The sequence below is a fragment of the Kitasatospora sp. NPDC088742 genome, from assembly GCF_055584905.1.
Genome location: NZ_JBVJLD010000037.1, coordinates 1 through 26,108 on the forward strand (window position 1 = coordinate 1; position 26,108 = coordinate 26,108).

Genomic DNA, 26,108 nt, shown 5'->3' on the forward strand with positions numbered 1-26,108 from the left:
GACCGAGGGTCAGCCCGGGGACGTTCCCGGTGCGATCAGCAGTCTGAGAGCATGGACCGATGCGACCGCTGTACTCCGTCCCGCTCGGAATCGCCGCCACCGGCGCCGCCTGCCTCGCCTACTCCGCCGGCTACGAGGTCCGTTCCTTCCGGCTCCGCCGGGTCGAGGTACCGATCCTGCCCGCCGGGGCCCGGCCGATCCGGGTGCTCCAGGTCTCCGACATCCACATGGTCGACGGACAGCGGAAGAAGCAGCGTTGGCTCCAGAGCCTCGCGGGCCTGCGTCCCGACCTGGTGGTCAACACCGGCGACAACCTCTCCGACCCGCTCGGCGTCCCCGCCACCCTCGACGCCCTCGGCCCCCTCCTCGACTTCCCCGGCGTCTACGTCTTCGGCTCCAACGACTACTACGGCCCCGCCCGGAAGAGCCCCACCCGCTACCTCAAGGCCCTGCGCACCGGCGTCCACGGCCTCAACAACCCCGACGGCACCAGCCGCCACGGCATCACCGGCGCCGTCCACAACCCGTGGACCGAACTCCGCGACGGCTTCGACGCCGCCGGCTGGCTCGACCTCACCAACACCCGCGGCCGCCTCAACCTGGCCGGCCTCGACGTCGAGTTCACCGGCCTCGACGACCCCCACATCCGCCGCGACCGCTACAACAAGGTCGCCGGCGGCCCCTCCCCCGACGCCGACCTCTCCCTCGCCGTCGTGCACGCCCCCTACCTCCGCGTCCTCGACGCCTTCACCGCCGACCGCTACCCCCTGATCCTCGCGGGCCACACCCACGGCGGCCAGCTCTGCGTCCCCTTCTACGGCGCCCTCGTCACCAACTGCGACATCGACACCCGCCGCGTCAAGGGCCTCTCCGCCCACCGCGCCGGCGGCCACCAGTCCTACCTCCACGTCTCCGCCGGCTGCGGCACCAACCGCTACACCCCCGTCCGCTTCGCCTGCCCCCCCGAAGCCACCCTCCTCACCCTCACCCCCCGCCGCTGACACCCCAGCTCAGAGCCCCGCGAAACCGGATTTCGCATCTCGGCGCCCGTCCGATAGAGTTCTACTCGTTGCACCGGAGACGGAGAGCAACGAAGCAGGACCGGGGTGTGGCGCAGCTTGGTAGCGCGCTTCGTTCGGGACGAAGAGGCCGTGGGTTCAAATCCCGCCACCCCGACCCAGTAAGACCAGCTCAGGGCCGGTCTCCCGCAAGGGAGGCCGGCCCTGACTGGCTTTCAGGGGTCTCTCTGGAGAAATCCTGGAGAAGATCATGGAATCTCTCTCCAGAGCGGCTCCTACTGACGGGCCTTCAGCAGAGCGTCCAAGACGGCCACCGGAGAGCCTGGGCTCATCTCCCGACGGGCGTCGAGTGCCTCCTCCCACATCTCGGTGAGCGCGGCCATGAGCGTCTGCCGCATCCGCGCGGTGACGTGGTCGTAGCGAGCCTGTACCGAGCCGTCCTCGTGTCCCATCCGCTCGTCCATGAGCTTCGGCGGGGTACCCATCTCCCGCATAAGGGTCTTGTGCGTGTGGCGCAGTCCGTGCGGGGTCAGCCCCGGAGCGATCGGCAACCAGCACGCCTCCGCCCGCCGTGAGGCCCCGCGCCCGCGTGCCGGAATTCCCGGCCCGGGCTCAGCGACCAGCGGCACCGGGTGGGCCTCGTGCTGGCCCCGCTTGCGGTAGCGGTGGCGGCGGGGCTGGAACAGCCAGGTGGCGAACCCGGAGCGGCGCCAGTGCGCGGCCAGCTCGCCGGCCGCCGCGTTGCGCACGTTCGAACCTCGGATTCTCCGCACCCGCCCGCCCGGGCAAACGAAGGCCCCGACCGCTCAGCGGTCGGGGCCTTCGCCGTACCGCCCACACGCTCAGGTGATGGCGCCGGCCAACGGGACCGGGCCCTCATCGGGTGAAGCGGTGCCGTGTCCGGCTCACGCCGGACTGCAGCAGATCCGCTGGCTAGGAACGGCCCTTCCTGGGAGTGGCCATCCATGACTGCGGGATTTCGTCGTTCCAGCCGTGCTCGGCAGTGAAAGTAGCTGCTCGGCAGCCTCGGCTACCGTCAGAGCTGTGGAGCCAACGCTCGCGATCCCGGGAGTCGGTCTCAAGGGGCTGCCCGCACTTGGCGCACACGTCCCGATCAGGTTCGCTCGCCTTCGCCGCCTCGTCTGCCCGGCTGACGCCAGGACGGCGGAGCTGCCGTCGAGCGGTGCGCCAGGTTTCCTTATATTCCTCATGAGCTGTCGGTTAGATTATGAACCCGAGATCAGAACTACCCTCAGCCGATTCACCGCACGTCATCGATCCAGCGGTCGAGGATAACCAGTCGCTCGTTGAGCGTCTCCACAGTAGCCTGCTCGATATTGATTTCTCGGAAGGTGTCATGGAGCCTACGGTGGATGCTCTTGTGGGGTTGTCGGGTAAGGGCAGCCAGGTGACCAACCTTACGGTTAACGACCAGCCTCAGCTCCTTTTTCTGCTCAACCAGAGTCTGTTCCTTAACAACGGGCCACGGCTTTCCGTCTCCGAGTCGGACCCCGGCTAGCCGCATCAGGCGGATAATGGCAGACGGTTCGGCGCTGGCCGGAAGCCCGGCTTCCTGGCCCAGGCGCCGAGCCTGCAAGAGGATGGGTTCGCCAAATGCCTCGCCACTGTTGATGGTGTAGGGGTGCACAGCCTGCGACGAACCGATGACCTCGACCGTGCGCGCAAGGGCAGGATGAGAGGTGTCGGTGTTGCCGCCAGCCTCACTGGCAAGCTGACGTGATCGAGCCCTCTCCTCTTCATCGCGCAATACATGCCGGACAGTCAGCTCGATACGTGCAGCAGGACCCAGGAGAGGCTGGATAGTAGGGATGAACACACGCGCGCAAAGGTCGTCATCATCACCGCGGCGGCGGATGCAGCGGCCGACAACCTGGCGGAAGAAGAGCTCAGTGCGAGTGCGAGTGGCGTAGACAATCACTCCTAGACGGGGGATGTCGACACCTTCGGCCACCATCTGTACAGCGACGATCCAGCGGGATGAGTCTGCGGAGAACTCGAAGATGCTTTTTGAGGAACGACGGCTTTCCGAGATCGCGACTGTCGCGGGCTCACCCGTAATTTCTTCGAGGATCGCAGCGTAGGCACGCGCGTGCTTCTGGTTGGTCGCCAGAACCAGGCCACCAATGTCTGGGGTGTCCTGCCGGATCAGTGACAACTCGTCGTTGGCGCGGCGCAGGACCGAGGGAATCCAGTCCTTGCCCGGGTCGAGGGCAGCAGTAAGCGCATGGGCAATGGTCTTCGGGTCGGTCTCGGACAGTCTCTTCGCTGTCGCGTACTCGGATGCCAGACGCCACCTGGCTTCGCCATCCAATGCCGGAAAGACAACTGGGCGAACGACCTCCTGATCCTGCAGAGCCATGCCGTAGTCATAGTTGATATCGGGGATGACACAGCGTTCCTCGTCGTATCGCAAGAACGGAATGGGCTTAGCGTCAGTCCGAAACGGAGTTCCGGAGAGCATGAGTCGCCTGTGTGCGTCGCCGAACGCCTTAAAGAGTGCCGGCCCCCACGAGAGGTGCTCGGCATCTCCGGCGTGGTGGACCTCGTCCAGGATCACCAGGCACGGCCGCCCTGGTTGACTAGCCATCTGCGCCCACAGGTCCGGATTAGCTGCCACAGACTGATAGGTCGCCACCACACCGTCGTAGTCCGGTGCCGTTTTCTTCCAGCTGTTGGTGAATGCCGGGTTTAGCTTGATACCCTCTCGAGCTGCGGATCTCGCCCATTGATCCCTGAGATGATCGGTCGGCACGATGACGGTGATCCACCTGATCTCACTCCGCTCGATCATGGCTTTGGCAGCGAGCACGGCGAACGCTGTCTTTCCTGCACCTGGAGTAGCGACCACAAGAAAGTCGCGGTTCGTCCCCAAGAAACTACGCAGGCCGTCGTCCTGCCATTGTCGCAACCGCATGATCCGCACCTTCCGTCCTGACTGCGCCGGCCATAAAGGGGAGGACATCGACCCAAACCGCGGCAACCAGCGCGGTGAGGGATCGACGAATGAGATTCAGTCGGAACCGCGCATATAACAGCAGAGCCCCTATGGGGGTCTCAGCATGGCACTGCAGGTTGCCCTTTCAGCGCGTCAAACCCAGCAGACGGGGGGCGCTAGTGGGTCAGTTGGAGCAAACCGAAGCGCGGCGGGGGCGCATAGAGCGCAGATGACCCCACCCTGCAGGAAGGCGAGCCTCGACCCTGGCCCCGGGTCCGCCTCTATGCGGCCCCAAGTTGTCCCAGGGGGACGATCTCCTGCACGACGGCTGCAGCCCGTCCGAGCCGCCTTTGTACAGCAGCAAAGTACAGCAACCGGGCCGTCCAGCAGTGACCATCAGCGCCCCTGGTACCACCCCTGACCTGCGCAGATAACCTCAGCAACCACGCTGCCTGTAATTCGGGACGAAGAGGCCGTGGGTTCAAATCCCGCCACCCCGACCCAGTTGCAGAGGCCCTGCCGGAGAAATCCGGCAGGGCCTCTGTCGTTCCTGAGTGACTACGCCTCAGAAGAGTCCGCCCATCGTCCTCGTGCCCGCCTGGATCACCAACCGGATCCTCCCCCGGCACACCATCTCCGTCCGGCAGTGGTGAGGTACCCGACGAGTCGTGAGATCCCCTCCATTGCCACGCCCTTGCGGGTGACGGTTCCTCAGGTGACCGGGCGGCTGCTGGTCTGACGGCCTTGGGATCATGGTGGGGTGACGACGACTTCCGTGCGAATGACCGAGCCGCTGCCCCTCGTCGAGGTTGTGCAGGTGGAGGTGGTCGGGCCGGGGCTCCTGGCTGTCATCGGGCGGTGCCTGGCGGCCACGCGGTTGGGCTCGCGCTTTGGTTGTGCCGGGCAGGACGGCCGCGAGGTCGAGTTGGTGGTGGCGGAGATCCGGCGGTATCCGAAGGTGACGGTGGATGAGGTGGAGCCGCCTCATGGAGCCCGGTGTCTCCTTGCCGTCAGCGGCGGGGACGCAAACGGTCTGGATGTCGGGCCCGGGGATGTGCTTCGGGGGGTCGGGGCCCAGGGGTGAGGGGACGTCAGTTCCCGGCGGGGTGGCGGTTGGGGAGGAGGAGGGCGGGGATGAGGGCGAGGGCCAGGAGGACGGCGGCTGCGGTGTAGGCGGTGCGGAAGCCGGTGGTGGTGAGGAGGGTGGAGATCAGGGCGGTGCCGGAGGCAGCCCAGAGTTGGGAGTTGATGCTGAGGGCGGTGCCGGCGGCGGCGAGGCGTTCGGTGGGGAGGCCTCGGGAGGCGGTGGCCATGGTGGGCATCAGGACGGTGCCGGCGCCTGCGCCCATGAGCATCGCGGTGGCGATCAGGCGCCATGCCGGGACGGTGGGGTCGCCGATCTGGGCGGCGGTCAGGGCCATGCCGAGGGCGCCGACGGCGATGCCGGCCGGGATCAGGCGGCGGGGTGGGGTGCGGTCGATGCGGCGGGCGGCGACCTGCATGGCGAGGCCGACGGTGAGGCCGACGGGGGCTCCGAGGAGTCCGGCCGCGGTGGTGGAGAGGCCTCGGGACTGCTGCCAGTAGACCGGGCCGAGCAGCATCGAGCCGAAGTAGCCGCTGGTGAAGAGGGCCAGGGTGACGACGGAGACCGTGAAGGTGCGGTCGCGGAGGAGCCGGAGGTCGAGCAGGGGGTGACGGGTGGTCAGGGCGTGCCGGACGAAGGCGGTGATCAGGGCCGCGCCGGCGAGGGTCGGGAGGAGCGCGCCCGGGGTGGTGAGGCCGCCGCGTTCGCCGCCGAGGGTGAGGCCGTAGAGGAGCAGCGCCAGGCCGGGCGAGAGGGTGAGCAGGCCAGGGAGGTCGAGTTTGGGCGGGGCCGCCTCGGAGGAATCGGGGGACGGGGTGTCCGGCCGGAGCAGGAGGGCGGCCAAGGTGAGGGCCGCGGCACCGATCGGCAGGTTGACCAGGAAGATCCAGCGCCAGTCCGCGACGTCCAGCAGCCAGCCGCCGAGGACGGGGCCGAGGACCGGGCCGATCAGGACGGGTAGTCCGGAGAAGGCCATGGCGCGGCCGAGCCGGCTGCGGTCGGCGGCCCGCATCACCATCGTCATGCCGACCGGCATCAGCAGTCCGCCGCCGAGGCCCTGGAGGGCGCGGAAGGCGATCAGGCTGCCCGCGCTCCAGGCGCAGGCGGCGAGCAGTGAGCCGAGGGTGAAGAGGGCCAGGGCGGTCAGGTAGGTGCGTTTGGCGCCGATCCGGCCCATGGCCCAGGCGGCGGTGGGGACGACGGCGGCGAGCGCCAGGGTGTAGGCGGTGGCGGTCCACTGGACGGTCTCCAGCGGGGCGGCGAAGGCGGTGGTGAGGCTGCGCAGGGCGACGTTGACGATGGTGATGTCGAGCACCGACATCACCGAGCCGGTGATGACCACCAGGAGGGTGCGGTTGAGCACCGAGGAGGAGTGGGGGGCGGTCGCGGCGGGCGCGACGGCGGTCCGGACGGAGGGCATGACGGCGCCTCAGCCCTGGTAGGGGTGGGCGGCCCGGGCGGTGCGCAACGCGCGTCCCCACCAAGAGAGTTGGCCGAGCATGCCCTTGGCCGCACCCTCGGCGACGGCGGGGTCGCGCGGGGCGCCGTCGGGGCCGAGGCCGGACCAGGGGCCGTGCAGGCTGACCGTGTCGCGGACCGTGGTCGCGTGCAACTCGGCGAAGACCAGCCGGAGTTGTTCGACGGCGCGCAGCCCGCCGCCGAGGCCGCCGTACGAGACGAAGCCGACCGGCTTGGCGTGCCAGGGGCCCATGTGCCAGTCGAGGAGGTTCTTCAGGGCGGCCGGGAAGCTGTGGTTGTACTCGGGGGTGACGATCACGAAGGCGTCGGCGGCGGCGAGGCGGGGCGTGACGTCGGCCAGTGCCGCGGCCACCTCGGGGGACGGCTCGCTACCCCAACTCGGCATCACCAGGGGGAGGTTGACCTCCGCCAGGTCGATCACGTCGAACACCGCACCGCCCTGGCGGGCGGCCACCCCGAGGAACCAGTCGGTGACGGCGGGCCCGTGGCGGCCCTCGCGGACGCTGGCGGTGATCACGGCGACGCGGAACGGCGCCTCGGCGGAAAGAGCGGTGAGCTGGTCAACAGCACTGGCGGACATGGGCGTTCCCTCCCCTGCGGGCCACCTCGTGCGGCCCGATGTCGAGTAAGGTACAACGGGCGTTGTAAAAGTAACAACGGTCGTTGTACCTAGGCCGGAAGTAGGAGGAGGCACGGTGGGCAGCAGCAGCAACGACGCCTGGGTGGCGCAGGCGCGGGAGACGGTGCCGCCGCGCCGGCTGGAGAAGCAGATGGCCATGGCGAGCGCCGCCTGCACGGTGTTCGGCCGCGAGGGGTACGCGCGGGCCTCGGTGGACGCGCTCGCGGCCGCCGCCGCGGTCTCCACCCGGACGCTCTACAACCACTTCCCCGGCGGCAAGGCGCAGCTCTTCGAGACCGTCATCCGGTGGACCGCGAGCCAGGTCAAGGACGCCCAACTGGGGCTGCTGGACACCCTGTTGAACCCCGCCCGGCCGCCCCGCCCGGAGGACCTGGAACGCGACCTGACGACCGTGGCCTGGGCCTTCGTCGAGCTGATGGCCGCCTACCCGGACCACTTCGCGCTGGTGCGGCACATCCACGCCGAGGCCGGCCATGTACCTGCGGAGGTCCTGGCCACCTGGCAGGAGGCCGGGCCGGCGCCGGTCGCCCGCGCGCTGGCCGGGGCGCTCGGCGGCCTGGCCGAGGCCGGCCTGCTCGACCTGCACGGCGACCCGGAGCTGGCCGCCACCCACTTCATGGCCCTCGGCTCGCAGCCGATCGTGCACCTCTCCCACTACGGCGTCCTGCCGCTGCCCCCCGAGCGGATCGAACGCCTGGTCACCGGCGGCGTCGCGGCCTTCCTCCGGGCCTACCGGAGCGGAAGCCAGGGGCAGCCCTAGGCTGGCGCCGACATGGCCGACAGCAGGCCGGAGCAGCCGGAGGAAGAGGGGTACTGACATGGCTGAAGCACTGATCACCGGGGTGGGCGGGCTCGAACCGAAGGTGGACCCGGGGGCGTACGTCGCACCGAACGCGGTGGTGGTCGGGGCCGTGACGGTGGAGGCCGGGGCGAGCGTCTGGTACGGGGCGGTGCTGCGCGGGGACGCGGAGACCATCACCGTCGGCCCCGACACCAACATCCAGGACAACTGCACCGTGCACGCCGATCCGGGCTTCCCCGCGGTGCTCGGGGCGCGGATCTCGGTCGGCCACAACGCGGTGCTGCACGGCTGCGTGGTGGAGGACGACGTGCTGGTCGGGATGAACTCCACCGTGCTCAACGGCGCCCGGATCGGCACCGGTTCACTGATCGCCGCCGGGGCCGTGGTGCCGCAGGGCATGGAGGTCCCGCCCGGCTCCCTGGTGGCCGGGGTGCCCGCCAAGGTGAAGCGCGCCCTGACCGAGGAGGAGAAGGCCGGCATCAAGGCCAACGGCGAGGGCTACCTGCTGCTCGCCCGCGCCCACGCGGAGATCGGCCGCGACTGAGACTGCGTCACGGCCGACACGGTGTCACGGTGTCACGGTGTCACGGTGTCACGGTGTCACGGTGTCACGGCTGAGACGGTGTCAGGGCCGAGACGATGCGAGCGGCGGCGGCACCTGCTCAGCGGGGCTCGCCCGAGGGGATGGCCGCCGGCGCGCCGCCCGTGAGGTGGTCGGCCAGGAGGGCGTGGAGGCGGGCGGGGGTGAGGGGCCCGGTGGTGAGGGTGGCGGCGAGGGTGGGGAGGAGGTTGGGGGGCAGGGTGCGCGGGTCACCGATGAGGACGGACTCGTCGGGGAAGGTGAGCAGGACGAGGGGAGCGCCGTCGTCGAGCTCGGCGTGGTACCAGCTGACCCTGTTCATCTGACCCCCTTCCCGGTGGCGGTGGACGCGTTCGGCCGAGGCGGAATCGAACGTACACCCGATTATGAGGGCTGGCGAGAAGCGCGCGGAACCGCAATACCGCACGGGTGTGACAACAGGGGTGAGAAGAGGACAAGGAACGGGCCGGATCAGGCCTCGGCAGGGCCCTCGTCGCGAGCGGGGTTCGAACGGCGGGCGACGAAGGCCTCCACCACCGCGCGGACCTTGGGGAGGTCGGCCGGGTCGAGCTCGGCCAGGTGGGCCACGATGGCGCGGGCGTCGGCGGGCAGCCCGGTGAGCTCGGTGGTGACGTAGTCGAGGTACTGGGCGGCGGCGGCGCGCTGGACCCGGGCCAGCGGGAGGCCGAGGCCGGTGGCGAGGGCGCGCAGGACCTGGGGCTCGGGGGCGCGGACCACCTCGTTGCGCACCAGCTTGTGCAGCCAGGTGGTGCCGGGGCGGTAGCCGGTGGCCGGGTCGACGGTGGCCTCGGTGAGCCGGCGGAAGGTCATGCCCGGGCGGTCGAGCGCCTCGCGCACCAGCACCGAGAGCGCGTCGGCGGCGCCGTCGGTCGTCGTCGCAGGCATCTCGTGCTCTCTCCCTCGCGGCCACCGGCCCCGCTCTGGGGCGCGGACGCACTGGCTCGGACCGTCGCCCCGTCGCCCCCGTCGGTCGGCGCGCGAACAGCCGCGTTCGCGACCGAGGCTAACAGCGCCAACCGGCCGATGCTGCCACTTCCACCGGCCCTCGGACCAGCCCGTTTCGCTCCGCGCCACGCCGTTCGAAATAATTCGAATACGTGTTCGCGTTCGCGAACGCATCTAGGTAAGGTCCTGTCCGCAGCCAAGCCAAGCCCGCCCAGCCAAGCCCAGCGGTCCAGAGCACAGCAGAGAGCCCAGCAGCACAGAGCAGCAGCAGGAGGCACCGTGTCCACGCCGGCCCAGTTCTTCGGAGTCCCGATCCACCGCAACCGCCGCCCCGTCGCCACCCGGGTGCCCCAACGGCCGCTCTCCGCGCTCCGGCCGCTGTTCGAGGCGGTGCAGCGGGACCCGGCGATCGCGGCGTTCGGCTGGTCGCAGTCCGGGCCGGTGCCGGGCGAACACGGACGGACCGCCGGGCTGCGGATCGGGCCGCCGTGGTTCCGCACCACCACCGACCACGCCGAGCAGGACCTCTACGCGCTCTCCCTCGACCTCCCGCACCCCAGCCTCGGCGGCCACCGGTACGGGCCCGGCGCCACCTCGCTGCGGTGGCGCCGCCTGCCGTACCAGGGGCCGGACGAGGAGCGGTACTGCCGGGCCAGGCGGCTGGCCGACGCGCTGGAGTCCGGCGCCTTCGACCGCGCGCTGGCCGAGTCCTTCGGCGGCGGCCGGGGCGCCACCGACGTCACCGTCTGGCGCGACCGCATCCGCGTCGTCGAGACCACCCTGGCCTGAGCCGGAGCCACCCGCGCTGACGCCACGTCAGCTCCGCCGATCCCTGCTGGAGCGCCCCCGGACCGTGACACCCTGGGGGGATGACTGACGAGACGACTGCCGTACCGGCGTGGGAACAGCGGTTCCGTGCAGCGCGGGTCTCCCTGCCGGACTGGGCCGAGGAGGCACCCGACCGGGCGCTGTACGTGTCGAACTCCACCGGTACCTACGAGGTCTACGCCTGGGACCGCGCCACCGGCTCCCACCGCCAGGTGACCGACCGCCCCAACGGCACCACCGACGCCGAGCTGAGCCCGGACGGCGAGTGGATCTGGTGGTTCGACGACACCGACGGGGACGAACTGGGCGTCTGGCGGCGCCAGCCCTTCGCCGGCGGCCCGGACGAGGAGGCCGTCCCCGGCATCGCGGCCGCGTACGGCGCCGGCCTGGCGCTGGGCCGGAACGGCACGGTGCTGGTCGGCACCTCGGAGGACGACGAGGGCACCACCATCCACCTGCGCCGCCCGGGTTCGACCGCGGTCGAGACGGTCTACCACCACGAGGAGTACGGCGGGATCGGCGACCTGAGCCACGACTCCTCCCTGCTCGCGGTCGACCACACCGAGCACGGCGACGCGATGCACTCCGCGATCCGGGTGATCCGCCTCTCCGACGGCGCCACGGTGGACGAGCTGGACGACGTGACCGGCCGTCAGGAGCCGCGCGGGCTGGCCTGCCTGGGCTTCGCCCCGGCCGACGGGGACACCCGGCTGCTGGTCGCGCACCAGCGCCGGGGCCGCTGGGAGCCGATGATCCGGGACGTGGCGACCGGCGCCGAGACCGAGCTTGCGCTCCGGGACGAGCAGGGCCGGGAGTTCCCCGGCGACCTCTCGGCGCAGTGGCGGCCGGGGGCCGCCTCACTGCTGGTGGAGCACGAGTACGAGGCCCGCAGCGAGCTGTTCTCCTACGAGCTGACGACCGGTGAGCTGACCAGGCTGGCCACCCCGCGCGGCACCGTCTCGGGCGCGACCGCGCGTCCGGACGGCACGGTGGAGTTCCTCTGGTCCTCCGCCGCCGAGCCGGCCGCGGTGCGGTCCACCGCCGGGCACGTGGTGCTGCGGGCGCCCGGCCCGGTGCCGCCGGGGTCGGTGGCGGTCGAGGACGTCTGGGTCGAGGGCCCGGGCGGCCGGGTGCACGCGCTGGTCCAACGGCCGGACGGCGAGGGGCCGTTCCCCACCGTCTTCGAGGTGCACGGCGGCCCGACCCACCACGACAGCGACTCCTTCGCGGCCGGTCCGGCCGCCTGGCTGGACCACGGCTTCGCCGTCGTCCGGGTCAACTACCGCGGCTCGACCGGCTACGGGCAGGCCTGGACGGACGCCCTCCAGGAGCGGATCGGCCTGATCGAGCTGGAGGACATCGCCGCCGTCCGCGACTGGGCGGTATCCTCCGGCCTGGCCGACCCGGCCCGGCTGGTGCTGTCCGGCGGCTCCTGGGGCGGCTACCTCACCCTGCTCGGCCTCGGCACCCAGCCGGAGAGCTGGTCGCTGGGCCTGGCCGCCGTGCCGGTGGCCGACTACCTCGCCTCCTACGAGGACGAGATGGAGGCGCTCAAGTCGCTGGACCGCACGCTCTTCGGCGGCTCGCCGGAGCAGGTGCCCGAGCGGTACCGGGCCTCCTCGCCGATCACCTACGTCGAGCGGCTCAAGGCCCCGGTCTACATCAGCGCCGGGCTCAACGACCCGCGCTGCCCGATCCGGCAGATCGACAACTACGTGGCCCGGCTTGAGGAGCTCGGCAAGGAGCACGAGGTCTACCGCTACGACGCCGGGCACGGCTCGCTGGTGGTCGAGGAGCGGATCAGGCAGCTGCGGCTGGAGATCGGCTTCGCGCTGCGGCACCTGGGCCTGGAGCGGTGACCGGACGCCGGGCGGCCGGCTGACAGGTGGTCGGCCGACGGAAGGCCGGCTGACGGAGGGTCAGTCCAGGACCGGGTCCAGCCCGAGGGCCCGGTCCCTGGCCTTCTCCGCCTCGCGGCGGGCCAGCCGGAACCACATGAAGACCACGAAGCCGCCGAAGACGAACCACTCCAGGGTGTAGCCCAGGTTCTGGAAGGCGCGCAGGCTCAGGCCGTTGCCGCCCTGCGGCTGCACCGTCGGCACGGCGGTGAAGCCTTCCGGCACCGTGTCGGCGGCCAGCCAGCCGTCGGTGGTCGGGTACGGCAGCACGTTGACCAGGGCGGCCGGGCTGATGGTGCCCAGCTGGCCGGCGGGCAGACCGCCCGTCACGGCGCCGTCGCTGCCGCTGTTCTCCGGCGCCTGGAGGCGGCCGGCCACCGTCACCGTGCCCTCCGGCGCGGCGGGAACCTCGGCCGGGGTGCCGGGAGCCCAGCCCCGGACCACCGGGACGCAGGTCGCACCGGCCGGCCGGCCGCCGGTCTCGGGGCAGAGCGGGGTGAGCACGTAGTGGCCCTGACGGCCGTCCACCGTGCGGTTGGGGACCAGCAGTTGGTGCTCGCGGTCGTACCGGCCGGTGACGGTCGCGGAGCGGCCGACGGTGTCGGTGGTCACCTTCGCGTCCGGGCCGGGCAGCAGCTCGGCGAGCGGTACGGCCGGCCCGGTCGAACCGGCGGTGGCGGTCCTCGCGGCGTCCTTGTGCCGGTCGACCTGGTCCTCGAAGCGGCTGAGCTGCCAGCTGCCCATGAGCACGCAGACCGCGATCGCCAGGACGGCGACCACGGCGCCGCCGAGCCAGCGCGAAGTCAGGAGGAACCGGTACACACGCACCACGGTAACCGCCCCTACACCGGCCCCCGCCACCAGGTCCGCCGGTCCGGCCTCCACCGGCGCGGCCACGTACGCCCGGCCACGTACGTCGGGCTACGGCGTGGGCGAGGCGGTCGGCTGGGCGTCAGGTTCGGGGGACGTCCGGTAGACGGTGCCGCTGCAGGCGTTCGGGACGGTGGCCGAGACGGACTGGCCGCCCGGGTCGGGGACGTGGGTGAGCAGCAGGGCGGCCTCCGGCCCGGGGGTGGGCGAGGGGGTCGGGGTCGGGGTGGGCGAGGGATCGGGGCCGGGGCCCTCGGAGGGGGCGCCGGAGGTGGAGGGGCCGGGGACGGCGGCCCGGGCCTGGACCACCTCGCCCTTCTCGGGGACGGTGGCCGCGGTCGGCGCCGGGGTCGGGGTCGGCGCGGGGCAGGCGGTCTCCGGCACCCAGCCGAAGCGGACCAGGTACCCCGCCGAGGGCGCGAGCAGCAGCGGCCCGTTCGAGGCCGGTGCGGGCAGGGCGGTGGCCGGGCCGCCGGCGGTGTGGGCGGTCACCCGGATCCGGGCCTGGTCGGAGGTGACCACCCCGTCGCCGCCGAGCAGGCAGCTGCGCGCGGAGACGTTCTGCACCCGGAACCAGCCGTACACGTTCCCGGCCGCGTCGGGCCGCCCCACCGAGACGGAGGGCCGGCCGAGGTCGGACGCCGTGCAGGCGGGGGTCACCGCCGTGGGCGTCGGCGAACTGCCGGGCGACGCGGTCGTGGTCACGCCGGCACTGGTCTGCGGCACCGGGACGGCCGTGGCGGAGGGCGACTCGGTGACCTGGCTCGGACTCGGGCTCGGACTGCCGGGGCTCAGCGGGGCCTGCGGCACCGGGCGGTTGGTGCCGCTGGGGCTGGGCCGCACGATGCCGGTCGCCTTGGGCGCGGCGCCGATGGTCGGGCTCTCCACCGGGCCGCCGGAGAGGTCGAGGCCCTGGACGCCCTGGATGGTGGGCCAGGCGGCGGCGCTGAGCAGCACCGCGGCGGCGGCCGTGGTCCAGAGCGTGCGGTGCCGGGCCCGGCGTCTGGGGACTTCCTGCCGCAGCCGCGGCAGGGCGGCCGCATCGGGTTCGAGCCGGGCCACCGCCTGCTGCAGGCGGCTCCGCAGCTCGTTCGCCAACTGGTCCTCCCCCAAGGGCAGTTGGTGGTCAGTCATCGGCCGTCCCCGCACCCTGGTCCATCCGCACCCGGAGCGCGGCCAGCCCGCGCGAGCCGTACGCCTTGACCGAACCGAGCGAGATCCCCAGCAGGTCGGCGACCTGGGCCTCCGTCAGGTCCGCGTAGTAGCGCAGCACCAGCACCTCCCGCTGACGGCGTTGCAACCCCCGGAGCGCGGCCTTCAACTCGTCGCGCTCCAGCGCATCGTAGGCTCCTTCTTCTGCACTGGCCATGTCAGGCATCGGCTTGGGCAGCAGGCGCAGCCCCATGATCCTGCGGCGCAGCGTGGAGCGGGAGAGGTTCACCACGGTCTGGCGTAGGTACGCCAGTGTCTTCTCGGGTTCGCGGACCCGGCGGCGGGCGGCGTGCACCCGGATGAAGGCCTCCTGCACCACGTCCTCGCAGGAGGCGACGTCGTCCAGCAGAAGGGCGGCCAGCCGGAGCAGGGAGCGGTAGTGCGCCCGGTAGGTCTCGGTCAGGTGGTCGACGCTGGCCCCAAGCGCCTCCGGCGCGGTGCCCACCAGGCTATCGACGGGACGCGCCGCCACGCGCACCGCACCCACGCCGACGTGCACCGGGCCGATGTGCACCGCTCCGATGCGCACCGCGCCCACGCGTACCGCCCCCACCACGTTCGCCACGCCTGTTGGACACTCGATCCCCTGTCATGGTTGCCCCGGACTGCGGGACATTCTCGCCTACCGGACCGAGGCCCTCCAGTGCTCCGGGGAGGGAATCTGACGGAACGTCCGGGATCGAGCGGCCCAACTCCGGGCACCCGCCGGGGCCCGCCGCAGCTCAGCCCAGGGCGGCGAACTCGGCGGCGACCAGCTCGGCGGTCTGCACCAGGTTGAGCGCGGCGCCCTTGCGCAGGTTGTCGCCGCAGAGGAAGAGGTCGAGCGCGTTGGGGTCGTCCAGCGCCCGCCGGACCCGGCCCGCCCAGACCGGGTCGGTGCCGACGGCGTCGTTCGGGGTGGGGAACTCGCCCGCCGCCGGATCGTCGTAGAGCACCACGCCGGGCGCCCCCTGGAGGATCTCCTGCGCCGCCTCGCGGGTGACCTCGCGTTCGAAGACCGCGTGCACGGCCAGCGAGTGGGTGGTGAGCACCGGGATCCGGACGCAGGTGGCGGAGACCTTGAGGCCGGGCAGGCCGAGCACCTTGCGGGGCTCGTCGCGCAGCCGGACCTCCTCGGTGGACCAGCCGCCGTCGGCCGGTGTGCCGACCCAGGGCACCGCGTTCATCGCCAGTGGCGCGGGGAAGGGGCCGTGGTCGCTGACCACAGCCCGCAGGTCGCCGGTCAGCTCGCCCACGCCGGTGCCGGCGATCTCGCCCAACTGCCCGCGCAGGGTGGCCATTCCGGCCCGTCCGGCGCCGGAGGCGGCCTGGTACGAGGCCACCACCAGCTCGCGCAGCGCGTACTCGGAGTGCAGCGCGGCCAACGCGCCGATCATGGTGAGGGTGGCGCAGCCGGGGACGGCCAGGATGCCGCGCGGGCGGATCATCGCGGCCGGGGCGTTCACCTCGGGCACCACCAGCGGGACGTCCGGGTCCTGCCGGAAGACGACCGAACCGTCGACCACCACCACGCCCTTCGCGGCGGCGATCGGTGCCCAGCGGGCGGCCACCTCCCCGGGCACCGCGAACACGGCCACGTCGATCCCGGCCAGGGCCTCCTCGGTGAGCTCGCCCACCTCGGTCCCGGTCCCACGGACCGTCAGCTTCCGGCCCGCGGAACGGGAGGAGGCCAGCAGCCGGACCTCGCCCCAGACGTCCTGCCGTACGGAGAGGAGGCCGAGCAGCACCCCGCCGACCAGGCCGGTGGCGCCGACCACCGCGAGGTTCGGCCTCCTCCCCGCGGAGGTCATCGGCCGGTGCCGCCGTAGACGACCGCCTCGTCGCCGTTGCTGTCCAGGCCGAAGGCGCTGTGCACGGCGCGGACGGCCTCGTTGACGTCGTCGGCCCGGGTGACCACCGAGATGCGGATCTCCGAGGTGGAGATCAGCTCGATGTTCACGCCGGCCTCGGAGAGCGCCTCGAAGAAGGTCGCGGTGACCCCGGGGTTGGAGCGCATGCCCGCGCCGACCAGCGAGATCTTGCCGATCGCGTCGTCGTAGCGGAGCGACTCGAAGCCGATGCCCTCCTTGACCCGGCCGAGCGCGTCGATGGCCTTCTGGCCCTCGGTCTTCGGGCAGGTGAAGGAGATGTCGGTGAGGCCGGTGGACGCGGCGGAGACGTTCTGCACCACCATGTCGATGTTGACCTCGGCATCCGCGATGGCGCGGAAGATCCGGGCGGCCTCGCCCGGCTTGTCGGGCACGCCGACGACCGTGACCTTGGCCTCGGACGTGTCGTGGGCGACTCCGGAGATGATCGCCTGCTCCATCTCGCCCCCTTCGGGCTTGGTCGGGTTGGTGCTGCTGACAATGGTCCCCGGCAGGCCGGAGAAGGACGAGCGTACGTGAATCGGGATGTTGTAGCGCCGCGCGTACTCCACACAGCGGTCAAGCAGCACCTTGGAGCCGGACGAGGCCAGCTCCAGCATGTCCTCGAAGCCGATCCAGTCGATCTTGCGGGCCTTCTTCACCACGCGCGGGTCGGCGGTGAAGACGCCGTCCACGTCGGTGTAGATCTCGCAGACCTCGGCGCTCAGCGCGGCGGCCAGCGCCACCGCGGTGGTGTCCGAGCCGCCCCGGCCCAGCGTGGTGATGTCCTTGCTGGCCTGGGAGACGCCCTGGAAGCCGGCCACGATGACGATGTTGCCGTCGTCCAGCGCGCTGCGGATCCGGCCCGGCGTCACGTCGATGATGCGCGCCTTGTTGTGCACGGAGTCCGTGATGATGCCGGCCTGACTGCCCGTGAAGGACTGGGCCTCGTGGCCCAGCGCGCGGATCGCCATGGCCAGCAGGGCCATCGAGATCCGCTCACCGGCGGTCAGCAGCATGTCGAACTCGCGCCCGGAGGGGATCGGGGAGACCTGCTCCGCGAGTTCGATGAGCTCGTCCGTCGTGTCACCCATGGCGGACACCACGACGACGACCTCATGGCCGGCCTTCTTGGCGTCTACGATCCGGCGGGCGACGCGCTTGATGCCCTCGGCATCCGCAACGGATGAGCCGCCGTACTTCTGCACGACAAGGCCCACGTGCGCTCCTCGACTAGTGTCGTTTCGGGGGGTGGTGTCCCCCGCACCCCCGTTGAGCGGGGGTTCTGCGGTCGGGCGTCAGTCTAGCGAGCGAGCCGGGCCCGACCGGCGGATTCCATATGATGAGACGGTGATCTCGCTGTCCGGTCAGGGCGTACCGGCGAGTCTGCGGGCCCGGCCCGGCTGGCCCGGAGATTTGCCGGGACGGGGACCGCGCGGCCCCGGTTTTCCCGCCCGGACGGCGCGGGTGACTGGTGCGTCACATCCACCGCCCGGGCGTGCCGCCCACCGGCCGCGGACCGCCTACAGACCGAGCTCGGCGGCCATCAAGTCGCCCGCCTGCTTCTCCAGCTGTTCGTCCGTCAGACCGTCGTCGTCGGTGTCCGCACCGTCCGGCACCGCGCCGATCGGACTGTCCAGCCGGACGTGCGCGATCAGCGACTGGAGCGCCCGCAGCACCGCGCTGCAGGTCGAGCCCCAGCTCGACAGGTAGGAGAACTGCCACCACCAGAGCGCCTCGCTGATCCGGCCCTCCTGGTAGTGCGTCAGCCCGTGCCGCAGCTCGCTGACCACGCCCGCCAGGTCGTCCGAGATCCGGAACGCGTTCGGCTTCTCCGGCGGCCCGTACGGGTCGAAGACCTCGTGGTAGACGTCGATCGGGGCCAGCAGCTCGGCCAGCCTCTCCCGCAGCTCGATGCCGTCCGGCTCCGGCCCGGCGTCCGGCTCGAACCGGTCCTCCGGCAGCACGTCCTCGATCGCGCCGAGGCGGCCGCCGGCCAGCAGCAGCTGCGACACCTCCAGCAGGAGCAGCGAGACCGCGCTGCCCGGTTCGTCGCCGCGGGCGACCTCGGTCACGGCCAGCACGAAGCTCTCGACCGAGTCCGCGATCTGCACCGCGAAGTCGTCGGGCTCGTCGGCGCCGTGAGCGGTCTGGGTGCCGCTGGTCTGGTCAGACATCGAGAAGTCGTCTCCCTTCGAAAGCCCGTCCGAGGGTGACCTCGTCGGCGTACTCCAAGTCCCCACCGACCGGCAGGCCGCTGGCCAGCCGGGTCACCTTCAGGCCCATCGGCTTGCAGAGCCGGGCCAGGTAGGTGGCGGTCGCCTCCCCCTCCAGGTTGGGGTCGGTGGCCAGGATCAGCTCGGTGACGGTGCCGTCCGCGAGCCTGGTCATCAGCTCCCGGATCCGCAGGTCCTCCGGGCCGACGCCCTCGATCGGGCTGATCGCCCCGCCCAGCACGTGGTAGCGGCCCCGGAACTCGCGGGTGCGCTCGATCGCCACCACGTCCTTGGGCTCCTCCACCACGCAGATCACCGTGAGGTCACGCCGCTGGTCCAGACAGACCCGGCACTGCTCGGCCTCGGCGACGTTCCCGCAGGTCACGCAGAACCGGACCCGCTCCTTGACCTCCAGCAGCGTGTGCGCCAGCCGCCGGACGTCCACCGGGTCGGCCTGGAGCACGTGGAAGGCGATCCGCTGCGCGCTCTTGGGCCCGACGCCGGGCAGCCTGCCCAGTTCGTCGATCAGGTCCTGAACAACGCCCTCGTACAACGTCGCGCCTCTCTTCGGCCCGGCCGGCGATCATGCCGCCGGCTCCGGTGCCATCATCCAACGAATCGGGCGCCGGACACACCGTCCGACGCCCGACTCACGATAAATCCCCGCAGCTCGTTCGAACCGGCGCCGCGGAAGCCTGCGCAGGACCTCAGAGACCGAGGCCGGGCAGACCGCCGCCGAGGCCCTGGGCCAGCGGGCCCATCCGCTCGGCCTGCATCTTCTGCGCCGAGGCGTTGGCGTCCCGCACGGCGGCCAGCACCAGGTCGGCCAGCGTCTCCGTGTCCTCCGGGTCCACCGCGGCCGGGGCGATGGTCAGCGCCACCAGCTCACCGGCGCCCGTCACCGTCGCCTCGACCAGACCGCCGCCCGCCGAACCCGAGACGTGCGTCTCGGCCAGCTCGCGCTGCGCCTTGCCCAGCTCCTCCTGCATCTTCTGCGCCTGCTTGAGCAGCTGCTGCATGTTGGGCTGGCCACCACCAGGGAACACGGGTCACTCCTGTGAGATCTCGGGTCGTTCTTGCTCGGTCCAACGCTTCGGGCCGAGCCTACGTGCCCGGCCCCTCCCGCCGGGCGTCCTCAGCGGTTGTGCCGGATCTCCTCCAGCACCGTCGCCCCGAGCTCACGGACGATCAGCTCCGTGGTGTCCACACCCGGCTGCTGCGCGTGCGTGGGCGGGCCGGTGTAGACCGCGTCGCCCTCGATGTCGTAGTCGTCCGGCGGGTAGTCCTCGTACGGGGGCTCGGGAGCGGGCGCGGACGCCGCGGACGCCGGGGGCGCGGACTGCGCGGGGGGCGCCTGCACGGCGGCGGGCGCCGGGGACTGCTGCTGGACCGGAGCGGCGGCCTGCTGTGGCTGCTGCTGGACCGGCTGCTGCGGCTGGACCACCGGCGGGACGGCCTGCTGCGGCTGCGGCTGCGTCGGCTGGACCGGCTGCTGCGGCGGGCGGGCCTGCTGCTGGAACGCCTGCTGCGGCTGCTGCGGCGCTCCCCAACCACCACCGGCCGGGGCGGCCGGAGCCGCCGGGGCCGGCTGCGCGGCGCCCGACCCGCCCGACGGGTCGACGATGCACTCCACCCGCCAGTCCACACCGAGCGCGTCCGCCAGCGCCTGCTTCAACACGTCGTCGCTGTTGCTGCTGACGAAGCTGTCGCGGGCGCCCGCGTTGATGAACGAGACCTGGAGCGTGCTGCCGTCGAACCCGGCCACCTGCCCGTTCTGGCTCAGCAGGATCCAGGTGAACCGGCGGCGGTTCTTCACCGCCTCCAGGATCTGCGGCCAGAGCTGCCGCACCTGGCCCGCCCCCTGCTGCGCGGCCACCGACGGCTGGCCGGCCGCGGGCGGCTGCTGCACCACCGGCGGGGCCGGCTGGACGGCCTGGGGGGCCGGCGTGGGTGCGGGCGCCGGCGCCGGAGCACCTCCGCCGGCCGGGAAGCTGCGCGGGATCGGCCACGCACCGGGCGCGGGCTGAGCCTGCGTCACCTCGCCCTGCGGAGCGGCCTGCTGAGGCGCCGTCGGCTGCTGCTCCTGCACCGGAGCCGACTGCACCGGCTGCGGCGGCGCCACCGGCATCTCCACCGGGGCCGGCTGCACGGGCTGCGGCACCGGCGGCATCTGCTGCATCCCCTGGCCGGCCTGCACCGGACCGGCGAAGCCACCCGCCGCCGCGCGCCGCTCCAGCTTGTCCAGCCGGGCCTGGAGCGACAGCTCGTCCCCGTACGCACCGGGCAGCATCACCCGGGCGCAGATCAGCTCCAGCTGCAGCCGGGGCGCCGAGTTGCCCCGCATCTCGGTCAGCCCCGTGTTGACGATGTCCGCCGCCCGGCTGAGGTCGGCCGGGCCGAAGCGGTCGGCCTGGGCCTGCATGATCGCGATCCGGTCGGCCGGCGCGTCGATCAGGCCCTTCTCCCCCGCGTCCGGCACGGTGGCCAGGATCACCAGGTCGCGCAGCCGCTCCAGCAGGTCCGTGACGAAGCGGCGCGGGTCGTTCCCGCCCTCGACCACCCGGTCGATCACCTGGAACACCGTCGCCCCGTCGTGCGCGGCGAAGGCGTCCACCACCTCGTCCAGCAGCGCCGAGTCCGTGTACCCGAGCAGCGCGGTGGCCATCTGGTACGTCACGCCGCCCTCGGTGGCGCCCGCCAGCAGCTGGTCCATCACCGACATCGAGTCACGGACCGAGCCCGCGCCGGCCCGCACCACCAGCGGGAACACCGGGTCCTCGACCTGGATGCCCTCCCGGCCGCAGACCACCGTCAGGTAGTCCCGCAGCGTGCCGGGCGGCACCAGCCGGAAGGGGTAGTGGTGCGTCCGGGACCGGATGGTCCCGATCACCTTCTCCGGCTCGGTGGTGGCGAAGATGAACTTGAGGTGCTCCGGCGGCTCCTCCACCACCTTGAGCAGCGCGTTGAACCCGGCCGAGGTCACCATGTGCGCCTCGTCCAGGATGAAGATCTTGTACCGGCTGTGCACCGGCGCGAAGAACGCCCGCTCACGCAGCTCGCGCGCGTCGTCCACACCACCGTGCGAGGCCGCGTCGATCTCGATCACGTCGATCGAGCCCGGCCCGCCGGTCGCCAGGTCCCGGCAGGACTGGCACTCGCCGCAGGGCGTCGGGGTCGGGCCCTGCTCGCAGTTGAGGCAGCGGGCCAGGATGCGGGCGCTCGTCGTCTTGCCACAGCCTCGCGGCCCGCTGAACAGGTACGCGTGGTTGACCCTATTGTTGCGCAGGGCCTGCTGGAGCGGAGCGGTCACGTGCTCCTGCCCGATGACCTCGGCGAAAGTCTCGGGACGGTAGCGGCGGTACAGGGCTAGGGACACACCCCGACGATATCGGGCCAGACGGACAGCCGGGCCGCTCCCGAAAACGCAAGGACCCCTCGTGCACCCGCCAGAGCCCTCCTACCCTTGCTGCCTTCCGGCCCTGGGGGAGTTCAGAGAGATGACGCCACACGAGGGGCTGGTCCCCACAGTAGCGGATCCCGGACCCCAGCCGCACCACCCCACCCGCCCACCCATCCCCAGGCACCCACCCCCGACCACCTGCAGATGGTTGGTCGCGAGCACCCCCGAACATGTACTAAGCTCTCCCACGGAGGATTCGCCTAGAGGCCTAGGGCGCACGCTTGGAAAGCGTGTTGGGATAAAACCCTCACGAGTTCGAATCTCGTATCCTCCGCCTCCGCCCGCAAGGGCAGACGAGGGCCCCGACCGCTCAGCGGTCGGGGCCCTCGTCGTTGCGTGGTTGCAGTTTTGGTTGCAGTAGCTCCAGATCGTCTGCGGCGGACACAACCCGAGGCACCGACAGACCTGGGTTCCAAGAGAGCTTGCCCGACACTCTGCCGCCGTGCCGCTCCCAGACGCGCAGCGCGGACTGCCGCCCTACGAAGCCGCGCCGCCCGAGGCCTGCAGCCGCTGACCAAGCCATTGCGGCTGCGGACTACGACGTTTCCGGGTCAGCGAGCCGCCGCCCCTCGTAGCCTGACCCGGTGACCGCCGTCTCGACTTCCGCACGAGTACAGCAGCGGGTTCAGGCCCGCATCCAGACAGCCGCCAGAGCGCGCCTGCGCAGTAGAATCTCGCAGCGTCTAGAAGAGGACCCAACCGAGCAAGCGCTCCTCTCAGTGCCGGATGGTCAGCGACCTCTGATGGCGAAACAGCTCAAAGGGGCACTGGTCCGCCTGCACACCGCCGAGCTGTACGCGGAACGGCAGACGAAGCGACGTGCCATCCAGACCCTCGCAGCTGTCGCGCTCCTCTTCCTCCCTGCTCTCCTCCACGGCGCCTCGGCCGCTCTCTCCTCATGGCGTGTCGTGGGCGGCTTCATCGCCGGCGTGTGGGCCACCGGAGTGCCACGCAGCCAGCAGCCCGCCGACTTGCTGACCGGCCCGTCGAACGACCAACGGGCGGCACCCGCCAGGGCCAGCGGTCGGCCGGTCAGTGAGCGGATCACCAGCCCAACCGGGCACCGACAACCAGGCGCGGATCGTTCACGGGACCGTACACGCACCCCTCCCGCGAAGGGCCCGGCGAAAGCCGTTCACACCGTCCACGCGGAGCAAAGAAACCGCAGGTAGAGCGATCACGGAGGCGTACACGCCGTCCACGCGACCCAGCGTTCACGCGCGAGCCCCCCTTTAGAAGGGGGCTCGCGTGTACGCCCCACGGTGAACGCCCCGTCTTCGAGGAGACTCCAAGCCACTGCCCGCTGTGACCAGATGGACCCAGCAACAAGAGATCACCGTGATCCGAATCCTGATCAGACCACCGGAAGCCGGAGCAAGTTGTGGGGTAAGGACTCCTTACCCCGGCCCCGCTCCTGGCGGAGCAAGGTGTCGCATTGGACGGTCCTATGGCCCGCCGCCGCACTTGCCCTCGCCCAGGGGTGCGAGAGCAAGTCCAGAACCAGCGGCAGCGGGGGGCATGGAGCCACTGATGCTCGCGATCTGACAATTACGGTCTGCCGTCAGTCATTGGCTACGGGCGCGAAGTAGTCGCGGAGCATGACGGTGGTCCACTCGGCCTGGTGCTGCTCTCCGCGAGGTCCCATCTCACCGAACCACGGCTTCACGTCCAGGACCGGCGTGCCGTCGACAGCGTCGAGGTCCTCGACGTGGAGGTCCAGGCCATCGACCTTGATCAGGCGGCAGCGGGAGACCCCGAGCCAGTTCAGGCGCCGCATGTTGCGGTGCCCGAAGATCCCGACCTCCGGCCACTCTGGGTTGTCCCGAGGCCGGCGGGCTCCGAGGTTCAGGTCGGTCGGGTCGGTTAGGTGGAAACGGAAGACGATCTCCAGGTGCGAGAAGTCCTCAAGCCCCTTGGTCGCATCGGCAGTGAAGCGGGATCCGTCCAGCCGGATGATCGCCCGGGTGCCGCCCCAGAAGTCGTCTGTTGGTTCGATCCGCCCGCCGACCACGTGGCCGAGGGCCTCGACCTCGAACGTCTCACGGTCTGCCATCAGTGACTCCTCATCAGGCTGTTTCGGACAGGTACGCGGCAGCACGCGCATCGATCTCGCTGATCGCCGCGGTACCGCGCCGCCGGTAGGGGGAGAGCAGGGTACGCATGTCGGCGGCGGCCTGGCGGGTGCGGCCGGACCGCACGCCGTCCATGGCGTCGAGCGCCTGCGACCAAGTGCCGCAGGCCCGGTCGATGTTGTTCATCTGTGCGTACACGGAGCCGAGATATCCCAGCGTCACCGCGTGGGTGCGGGTGAACTTCGTTGCTTTGCGGGTGCGGACGCTGTGGTGGAACTCGCGCACCGAGCCGTCAAGGTCTCCTATGTCGCGCAGGGCGCAGGCTGTCTCGTGGGCCAGGCTCGCCTCACCGAAGAAAAACACCCGGTCCGGCTCAGCAATGTCGTCGCTCGCGGCGGACAGGTCGTCTTCGGCTCGCAGCAGTGCCTTGACGGCGGCGTTCTTGCGGCCAGCGGAGGCCAGGCTCCGGGCGTGGACGACGCCGAGGAGAGCCCGCTCACGTGGGGAGGCAAGTGCGTACCGGTCGCCGTCGACGGAGGCTGCGGCGAGGTTGAGAGCCTGCTGGTGGTGGCCGAGGTCGATGGCCTGGTGCGCCATCGCCCGCAGTACGTGAGCGGCCATCGGCGGATCGCCGGCCTCGGCCGCGAGTTTCACCGCCTCGGCGAAGTACCGCTGCGCTGTCGCGTGCTGGCCACCATCGAACGCCATCCAACCCGCCAGGTAGGCGAGTTCGCTGGCTGCGGAGAACAGATCACGGCGAACACGCTCGTCCGTGAACTTCCCCCGCAGGTAAGCGGTGACGTCGGTCGCCAGGTACTGCACCACGGACGTCCAGGCGTGACCACCGCCCCGCCGCTGATCGACCTGCGAGAACAGGGTGGTCATGTCGCGGACGGCTGCCAGGTCGCCAGGGCCAACCCGCCGCGTTGCGGCAGAGCTGCGCGCACTGCCCCGCTCGGCCATGCGCTGCCACCAGTCTTCGCCGGGCAGGGAGAGTGCGGCCACCGAGTAGACCGCCACCCCCAGGGCCCGCCTGCGTTCCACGTCCACGTCGGCTCTCCCGAGTTCGGCCAGCGCGCTCAGCGTATCGGCGTCCCAGTCGGGTTTTTGGGGTGCGGGCGCGATCAGGCCGATCTGCTCCAGCGTCACGACCCGTCCGCCGAGCGCGCGGCCCAACGCCTCGGCCAGGAAAGCACCGACGTTCCCAGCCGGCTGACCACCGTTCTTCCAGTGCGTGATGCTCGACTTGTTGGTCTCCAAGAGCTCGTCATGCTCGGCAGCCACCCGCCTGACCAGGCGCGCGATCGCATCGCCGGAGAGTTTCGTCTCGTCGATGACCTTCCGCAGCCGCTCGTTCGGTTCCCTCGTCGACGCCAAAGCGCACCTCCCTGACGGGCCGTTAAACCGCTTAAACCGCATAGCGTGCCCAACACCGTACTCCCAGTAGCGATTAGGCGGTTCACTAAATGCATGCCGCTCGCCGGGTGGGCCGATTCGGGTCCTGGACCCCTGCGGAGCTGCGGCCTGCGGTGGCTCCAGCCATGCATTCGGCATCGAGAGAGCCGCCCCGCCAACTCGCGACCCCGGAGACGCTGATGACGACTGCCGACCGCACATCGCACCCGTGGAGCCTCAACGGCATCTCCACGCTCGTGGACCCCAACCGGCCGATCCCGCGCCGCCCCACGACTCCGACGCGGGAGAGCGCCGCCGCGACCAGCAACCGCATGCTGCTGGACGATCACCGCAGCAAGGACGGGCTGTGCGTCCGGTGCGAGAGCCTCTGGCTCTGCGACCTGACCAGGAGCATCCGCTTCGGGAGCGCCGCGTGAACAGCGCCGAGATCCGAATCCAGGCCGGCGACCGAACCGTCATCTTCGTCCCGAACCGGGAACGCGCCCGCCGACGCGCCCTGGTCCTGCGTCAGCTCGCTGCCGGTCGTCGCCGCCGCAAGCGCCACCGGGAGTCGGCGGCGTGAGCACCGAGAACTCCGCGGGCTTCAAGCTCCCCGAGGAGCGCCACCAGGGCTTGCACATCCGGACGTTCAAGATCGCGAAGGACGGCACTCGGTACGACGATTCCGGCGTCATCACCGTGGAATCGGAACCCGGCGCCCACGCCTACCACCCATCGGCCATCTGGCCCGCCTGTCGCTGCCCTCAGCACCGCGACAGCTGAC

At 71.3% G+C, this 26,108-nt stretch carries 25 protein-coding genes, 2 tRNA genes, 1 other RNA gene and 1 pseudogene; 11 read left to right on the forward strand and 18 right to left on the reverse strand.

Annotated features, from left to right (window positions below; genetic code table 11):
- The first annotated feature begins 59 nt into the window (after nucleotides 1-59).
- Nucleotides 60-1,001 carry a metallophosphoesterase gene (locus ACZ6ZR_RS25725; protein ID WP_465646059.1) on the forward strand — a complete coding sequence of 314 codons (942 nt, stop codon included), beginning with the start codon at nucleotides 60-62 and terminating at the stop codon, nucleotides 999-1,001.
- Nucleotides 1,002-1,102: 101 nt separating this feature from the next.
- Nucleotides 1,103-1,176 (forward strand) — tRNA-Pro (locus ACZ6ZR_RS25730).
- 118 nt (nucleotides 1,177-1,294) lie between these two features.
- Here the strand turns inward: ACZ6ZR_RS25730 and ACZ6ZR_RS25735 are convergent.
- Both ACZ6ZR_RS25735 and ACZ6ZR_RS25740 read right to left on the reverse strand, forming a co-directional pair.
- Nucleotides 1,295-1,768: pseudogene (locus ACZ6ZR_RS25735) on the reverse strand (tyrosine-type recombinase/integrase); the annotation flags it as partial.
- Nucleotides 1,769-2,280: 512 nt separating this feature from the next.
- Nucleotides 2,281-3,954, reverse strand: a complete 1,674-nt coding sequence (locus tag ACZ6ZR_RS25740) for a DEAD/DEAH box helicase (RefSeq protein WP_465646061.1) — start codon at nucleotides 3,952-3,954, stop codon at nucleotides 2,281-2,283.
- A 781-nt stretch (nucleotides 3,955-4,735) separates the two neighbouring features.
- Between ACZ6ZR_RS25740 and ACZ6ZR_RS25745 the strand changes: the two genes are divergently transcribed.
- A complete protein-coding gene (locus ACZ6ZR_RS25745) occupies nucleotides 4,736-5,059 on the forward strand; it encodes a hypothetical protein (protein ID WP_465646063.1) in 324 nt (107 codons plus the stop codon).
- 7 nt (nucleotides 5,060-5,066) lie between these two features.
- On the opposite strand, the gene ACZ6ZR_RS25750 is transcribed toward ACZ6ZR_RS25745, so the two are convergent.
- Nucleotides 5,067-6,479, reverse strand: coding sequence for a DHA2 family efflux MFS transporter permease subunit (locus tag ACZ6ZR_RS25750; RefSeq protein ID WP_465646065.1), 1,413 nt, complete (start codon nucleotides 6,477-6,479; stop codon nucleotides 5,067-5,069).
- Between the two features lie 9 nt (nucleotides 6,480-6,488).
- Nucleotides 6,489-7,118, reverse strand: coding sequence for an NADPH-dependent FMN reductase (locus tag ACZ6ZR_RS25755; protein WP_465646067.1), 630 nt, complete (start codon nucleotides 7,116-7,118; stop codon nucleotides 6,489-6,491).
- A 115-nt stretch (nucleotides 7,119-7,233) separates the two neighbouring features.
- Between ACZ6ZR_RS25755 and ACZ6ZR_RS25760 the strand changes: the two genes are divergently transcribed.
- Complete coding sequence (locus ACZ6ZR_RS25760; RefSeq protein ID WP_465646069.1) at nucleotides 7,234-7,938, forward strand: TetR/AcrR family transcriptional regulator C-terminal domain-containing protein; 705 nt, start codon at nucleotides 7,234-7,236, stop codon at nucleotides 7,936-7,938.
- Between the two features lie 58 nt (nucleotides 7,939-7,996).
- Entirely contained in the window at nucleotides 7,997-8,524 is a 528-nt protein-coding gene (locus tag ACZ6ZR_RS25765; protein ID WP_465646071.1) for a gamma carbonic anhydrase family protein, read from the forward strand.
- A gap of 118 nt (nucleotides 8,525-8,642) precedes the next feature.
- On the opposite strand, the gene ACZ6ZR_RS25770 is transcribed toward ACZ6ZR_RS25765, so the two are convergent.
- Together ACZ6ZR_RS25770 and ACZ6ZR_RS25775 are read right to left on the reverse strand one after the other, a co-directional pair.
- Nucleotides 8,643-8,882, reverse strand: coding sequence for a hypothetical protein (locus ACZ6ZR_RS25770; protein WP_465646073.1), 240 nt, complete (start codon nucleotides 8,880-8,882; stop codon nucleotides 8,643-8,645).
- 149 nt (nucleotides 8,883-9,031) lie between these two features.
- Entirely contained in the window at nucleotides 9,032-9,466 is a 435-nt protein-coding gene (locus ACZ6ZR_RS25775) for a hypothetical protein (protein ID WP_465646075.1), read from the reverse strand.
- 339 nt (nucleotides 9,467-9,805) lie between these two features.
- On the opposite strand from ACZ6ZR_RS25775, the gene ACZ6ZR_RS25780 reads away from it, so the two are divergent.
- Nucleotides 9,806-10,315, forward strand: a complete 510-nt coding sequence (locus tag ACZ6ZR_RS25780) for a hypothetical protein (protein WP_465646077.1) — start codon at nucleotides 9,806-9,808, stop codon at nucleotides 10,313-10,315.
- An 80-nt stretch (nucleotides 10,316-10,395) separates the two neighbouring features.
- On the forward strand, nucleotides 10,396-12,213 hold the full coding sequence (locus tag ACZ6ZR_RS25785) for a S9 family peptidase (protein WP_465646079.1): 1,818 nt from the start codon (nucleotides 10,396-10,398) through the stop codon (nucleotides 12,211-12,213).
- Nucleotides 12,214-12,273: 60 nt separating this feature from the next.
- On the opposite strand, the gene ACZ6ZR_RS25790 is transcribed toward ACZ6ZR_RS25785, so the two are convergent.
- The 10 genes from ACZ6ZR_RS25790 to ffs form a co-directional block, all read right to left on the reverse strand.
- A complete protein-coding gene (locus tag ACZ6ZR_RS25790; protein ID WP_465646081.1) occupies nucleotides 12,274-13,074 on the reverse strand; it encodes an SURF1 family protein in 801 nt (266 codons plus the stop codon).
- A gap of 99 nt (nucleotides 13,075-13,173) precedes the next feature.
- Nucleotides 13,174-14,256, reverse strand: coding sequence for a hypothetical protein (locus tag ACZ6ZR_RS25795; RefSeq protein ID WP_465646083.1), 1,083 nt, complete (start codon nucleotides 14,254-14,256; stop codon nucleotides 13,174-13,176).
- Complete coding sequence (locus tag ACZ6ZR_RS25800; RefSeq protein ID WP_465646228.1) at nucleotides 14,249-14,812, reverse strand: SigE family RNA polymerase sigma factor; 564 nt, start codon at nucleotides 14,810-14,812, stop codon at nucleotides 14,249-14,251. The genes ACZ6ZR_RS25795 and ACZ6ZR_RS25800 overlap by 8 nt, the downstream gene beginning before the upstream one ends.
- A gap of 244 nt (nucleotides 14,813-15,056) precedes the next feature.
- Nucleotides 15,057-16,124 (reverse strand): aspartate-semialdehyde dehydrogenase, encoded by a 1,068-nt coding sequence (locus tag ACZ6ZR_RS25805; RefSeq protein WP_465646085.1) that lies wholly within the window; start codon nucleotides 16,122-16,124, stop codon nucleotides 15,057-15,059.
- On the reverse strand, nucleotides 16,121-17,401 hold the full coding sequence (locus ACZ6ZR_RS25810) for an aspartate kinase (RefSeq protein WP_465646087.1): 1,281 nt from the start codon (nucleotides 17,399-17,401) through the stop codon (nucleotides 16,121-16,123). Before ACZ6ZR_RS25810 ends, ACZ6ZR_RS25805 begins: the two co-directional genes overlap by 4 nt.
- 303 nt (nucleotides 17,402-17,704) lie before the next feature.
- A complete protein-coding gene (locus ACZ6ZR_RS25815; RefSeq protein ID WP_465646088.1) occupies nucleotides 17,705-18,358 on the reverse strand; it encodes a DUF5063 domain-containing protein in 654 nt (217 codons plus the stop codon).
- Nucleotides 18,351-18,950 (reverse strand): recombination mediator RecR, encoded by a 600-nt coding sequence (gene recR, locus ACZ6ZR_RS25820; RefSeq protein WP_465646090.1) that lies wholly within the window; start codon nucleotides 18,948-18,950, stop codon nucleotides 18,351-18,353. Before recR ends, ACZ6ZR_RS25815 begins: the two co-directional genes overlap by 8 nt.
- Nucleotides 18,951-19,104: 154 nt before the next feature.
- Entirely contained in the window at nucleotides 19,105-19,443 is a 339-nt protein-coding gene (locus ACZ6ZR_RS25825) for a YbaB/EbfC family nucleoid-associated protein (protein WP_465646092.1), read from the reverse strand.
- Between the two features lie 89 nt (nucleotides 19,444-19,532).
- Nucleotides 19,533-21,773, reverse strand: a complete 2,241-nt coding sequence (locus ACZ6ZR_RS25830) for a DNA polymerase III subunit gamma and tau (protein ID WP_465646093.1) — start codon at nucleotides 21,771-21,773, stop codon at nucleotides 19,533-19,535.
- 50 nt (nucleotides 21,774-21,823) lie between these two features.
- Nucleotides 21,824-21,914, reverse strand: an RNA gene (gene ffs, locus ACZ6ZR_RS25835) — signal recognition particle sRNA small type.
- A 132-nt stretch (nucleotides 21,915-22,046) separates the two neighbouring features.
- Here ffs and ACZ6ZR_RS25840 point away from each other — a divergent pair.
- Nucleotides 22,047-22,131: transfer RNA gene (locus ACZ6ZR_RS25840), tRNA-Ser, on the forward strand.
- A gap of 1,287 nt (nucleotides 22,132-23,418) precedes the next feature.
- Here the strand turns inward: ACZ6ZR_RS25840 and ACZ6ZR_RS25845 are convergent.
- Both ACZ6ZR_RS25845 and ACZ6ZR_RS25850 read right to left on the reverse strand, forming a co-directional pair.
- Nucleotides 23,419-23,910 (reverse strand): TrmO family methyltransferase domain-containing protein, encoded by a 492-nt coding sequence (locus ACZ6ZR_RS25845; protein WP_465646095.1) that lies wholly within the window; start codon nucleotides 23,908-23,910, stop codon nucleotides 23,419-23,421.
- Nucleotides 23,911-23,923: 13 nt separating this feature from the next.
- Entirely contained in the window at nucleotides 23,924-25,306 is a 1,383-nt protein-coding gene (locus ACZ6ZR_RS25850; protein WP_465646097.1) for a Tat pathway signal protein, read from the reverse strand.
- A gap of 218 nt (nucleotides 25,307-25,524) precedes the next feature.
- Between ACZ6ZR_RS25850 and ACZ6ZR_RS25855 the strand changes: the two genes are divergently transcribed.
- Genes ACZ6ZR_RS25855 through ACZ6ZR_RS25865 form a run of 3 tightly spaced genes read left to right on the forward strand, consistent with a single transcriptional unit; the run spans nucleotide 25,525 to nucleotide 26,107 of the window.
- Nucleotides 25,525-25,761: a hypothetical protein gene (locus tag ACZ6ZR_RS25855; protein WP_465646099.1), complete on the forward strand. Its 237-nt coding sequence runs from the start codon at nucleotides 25,525-25,527 to the stop codon at nucleotides 25,759-25,761.
- On the forward strand, nucleotides 25,758-25,907 hold the full coding sequence (locus tag ACZ6ZR_RS25860) for a hypothetical protein (protein WP_465646101.1): 150 nt from the start codon (nucleotides 25,758-25,760) through the stop codon (nucleotides 25,905-25,907). The genes ACZ6ZR_RS25855 and ACZ6ZR_RS25860 overlap by 4 nt, the downstream gene beginning before the upstream one ends.
- Nucleotides 25,904-26,107 (forward strand): hypothetical protein, encoded by a 204-nt coding sequence (locus ACZ6ZR_RS25865; RefSeq protein WP_465646103.1) that lies wholly within the window; start codon nucleotides 25,904-25,906, stop codon nucleotides 26,105-26,107. Before ACZ6ZR_RS25860 ends, ACZ6ZR_RS25865 begins: the two co-directional genes overlap by 4 nt.
- The last annotated feature ends 1 nt before the right edge of the window (nucleotide 26,108 follow it).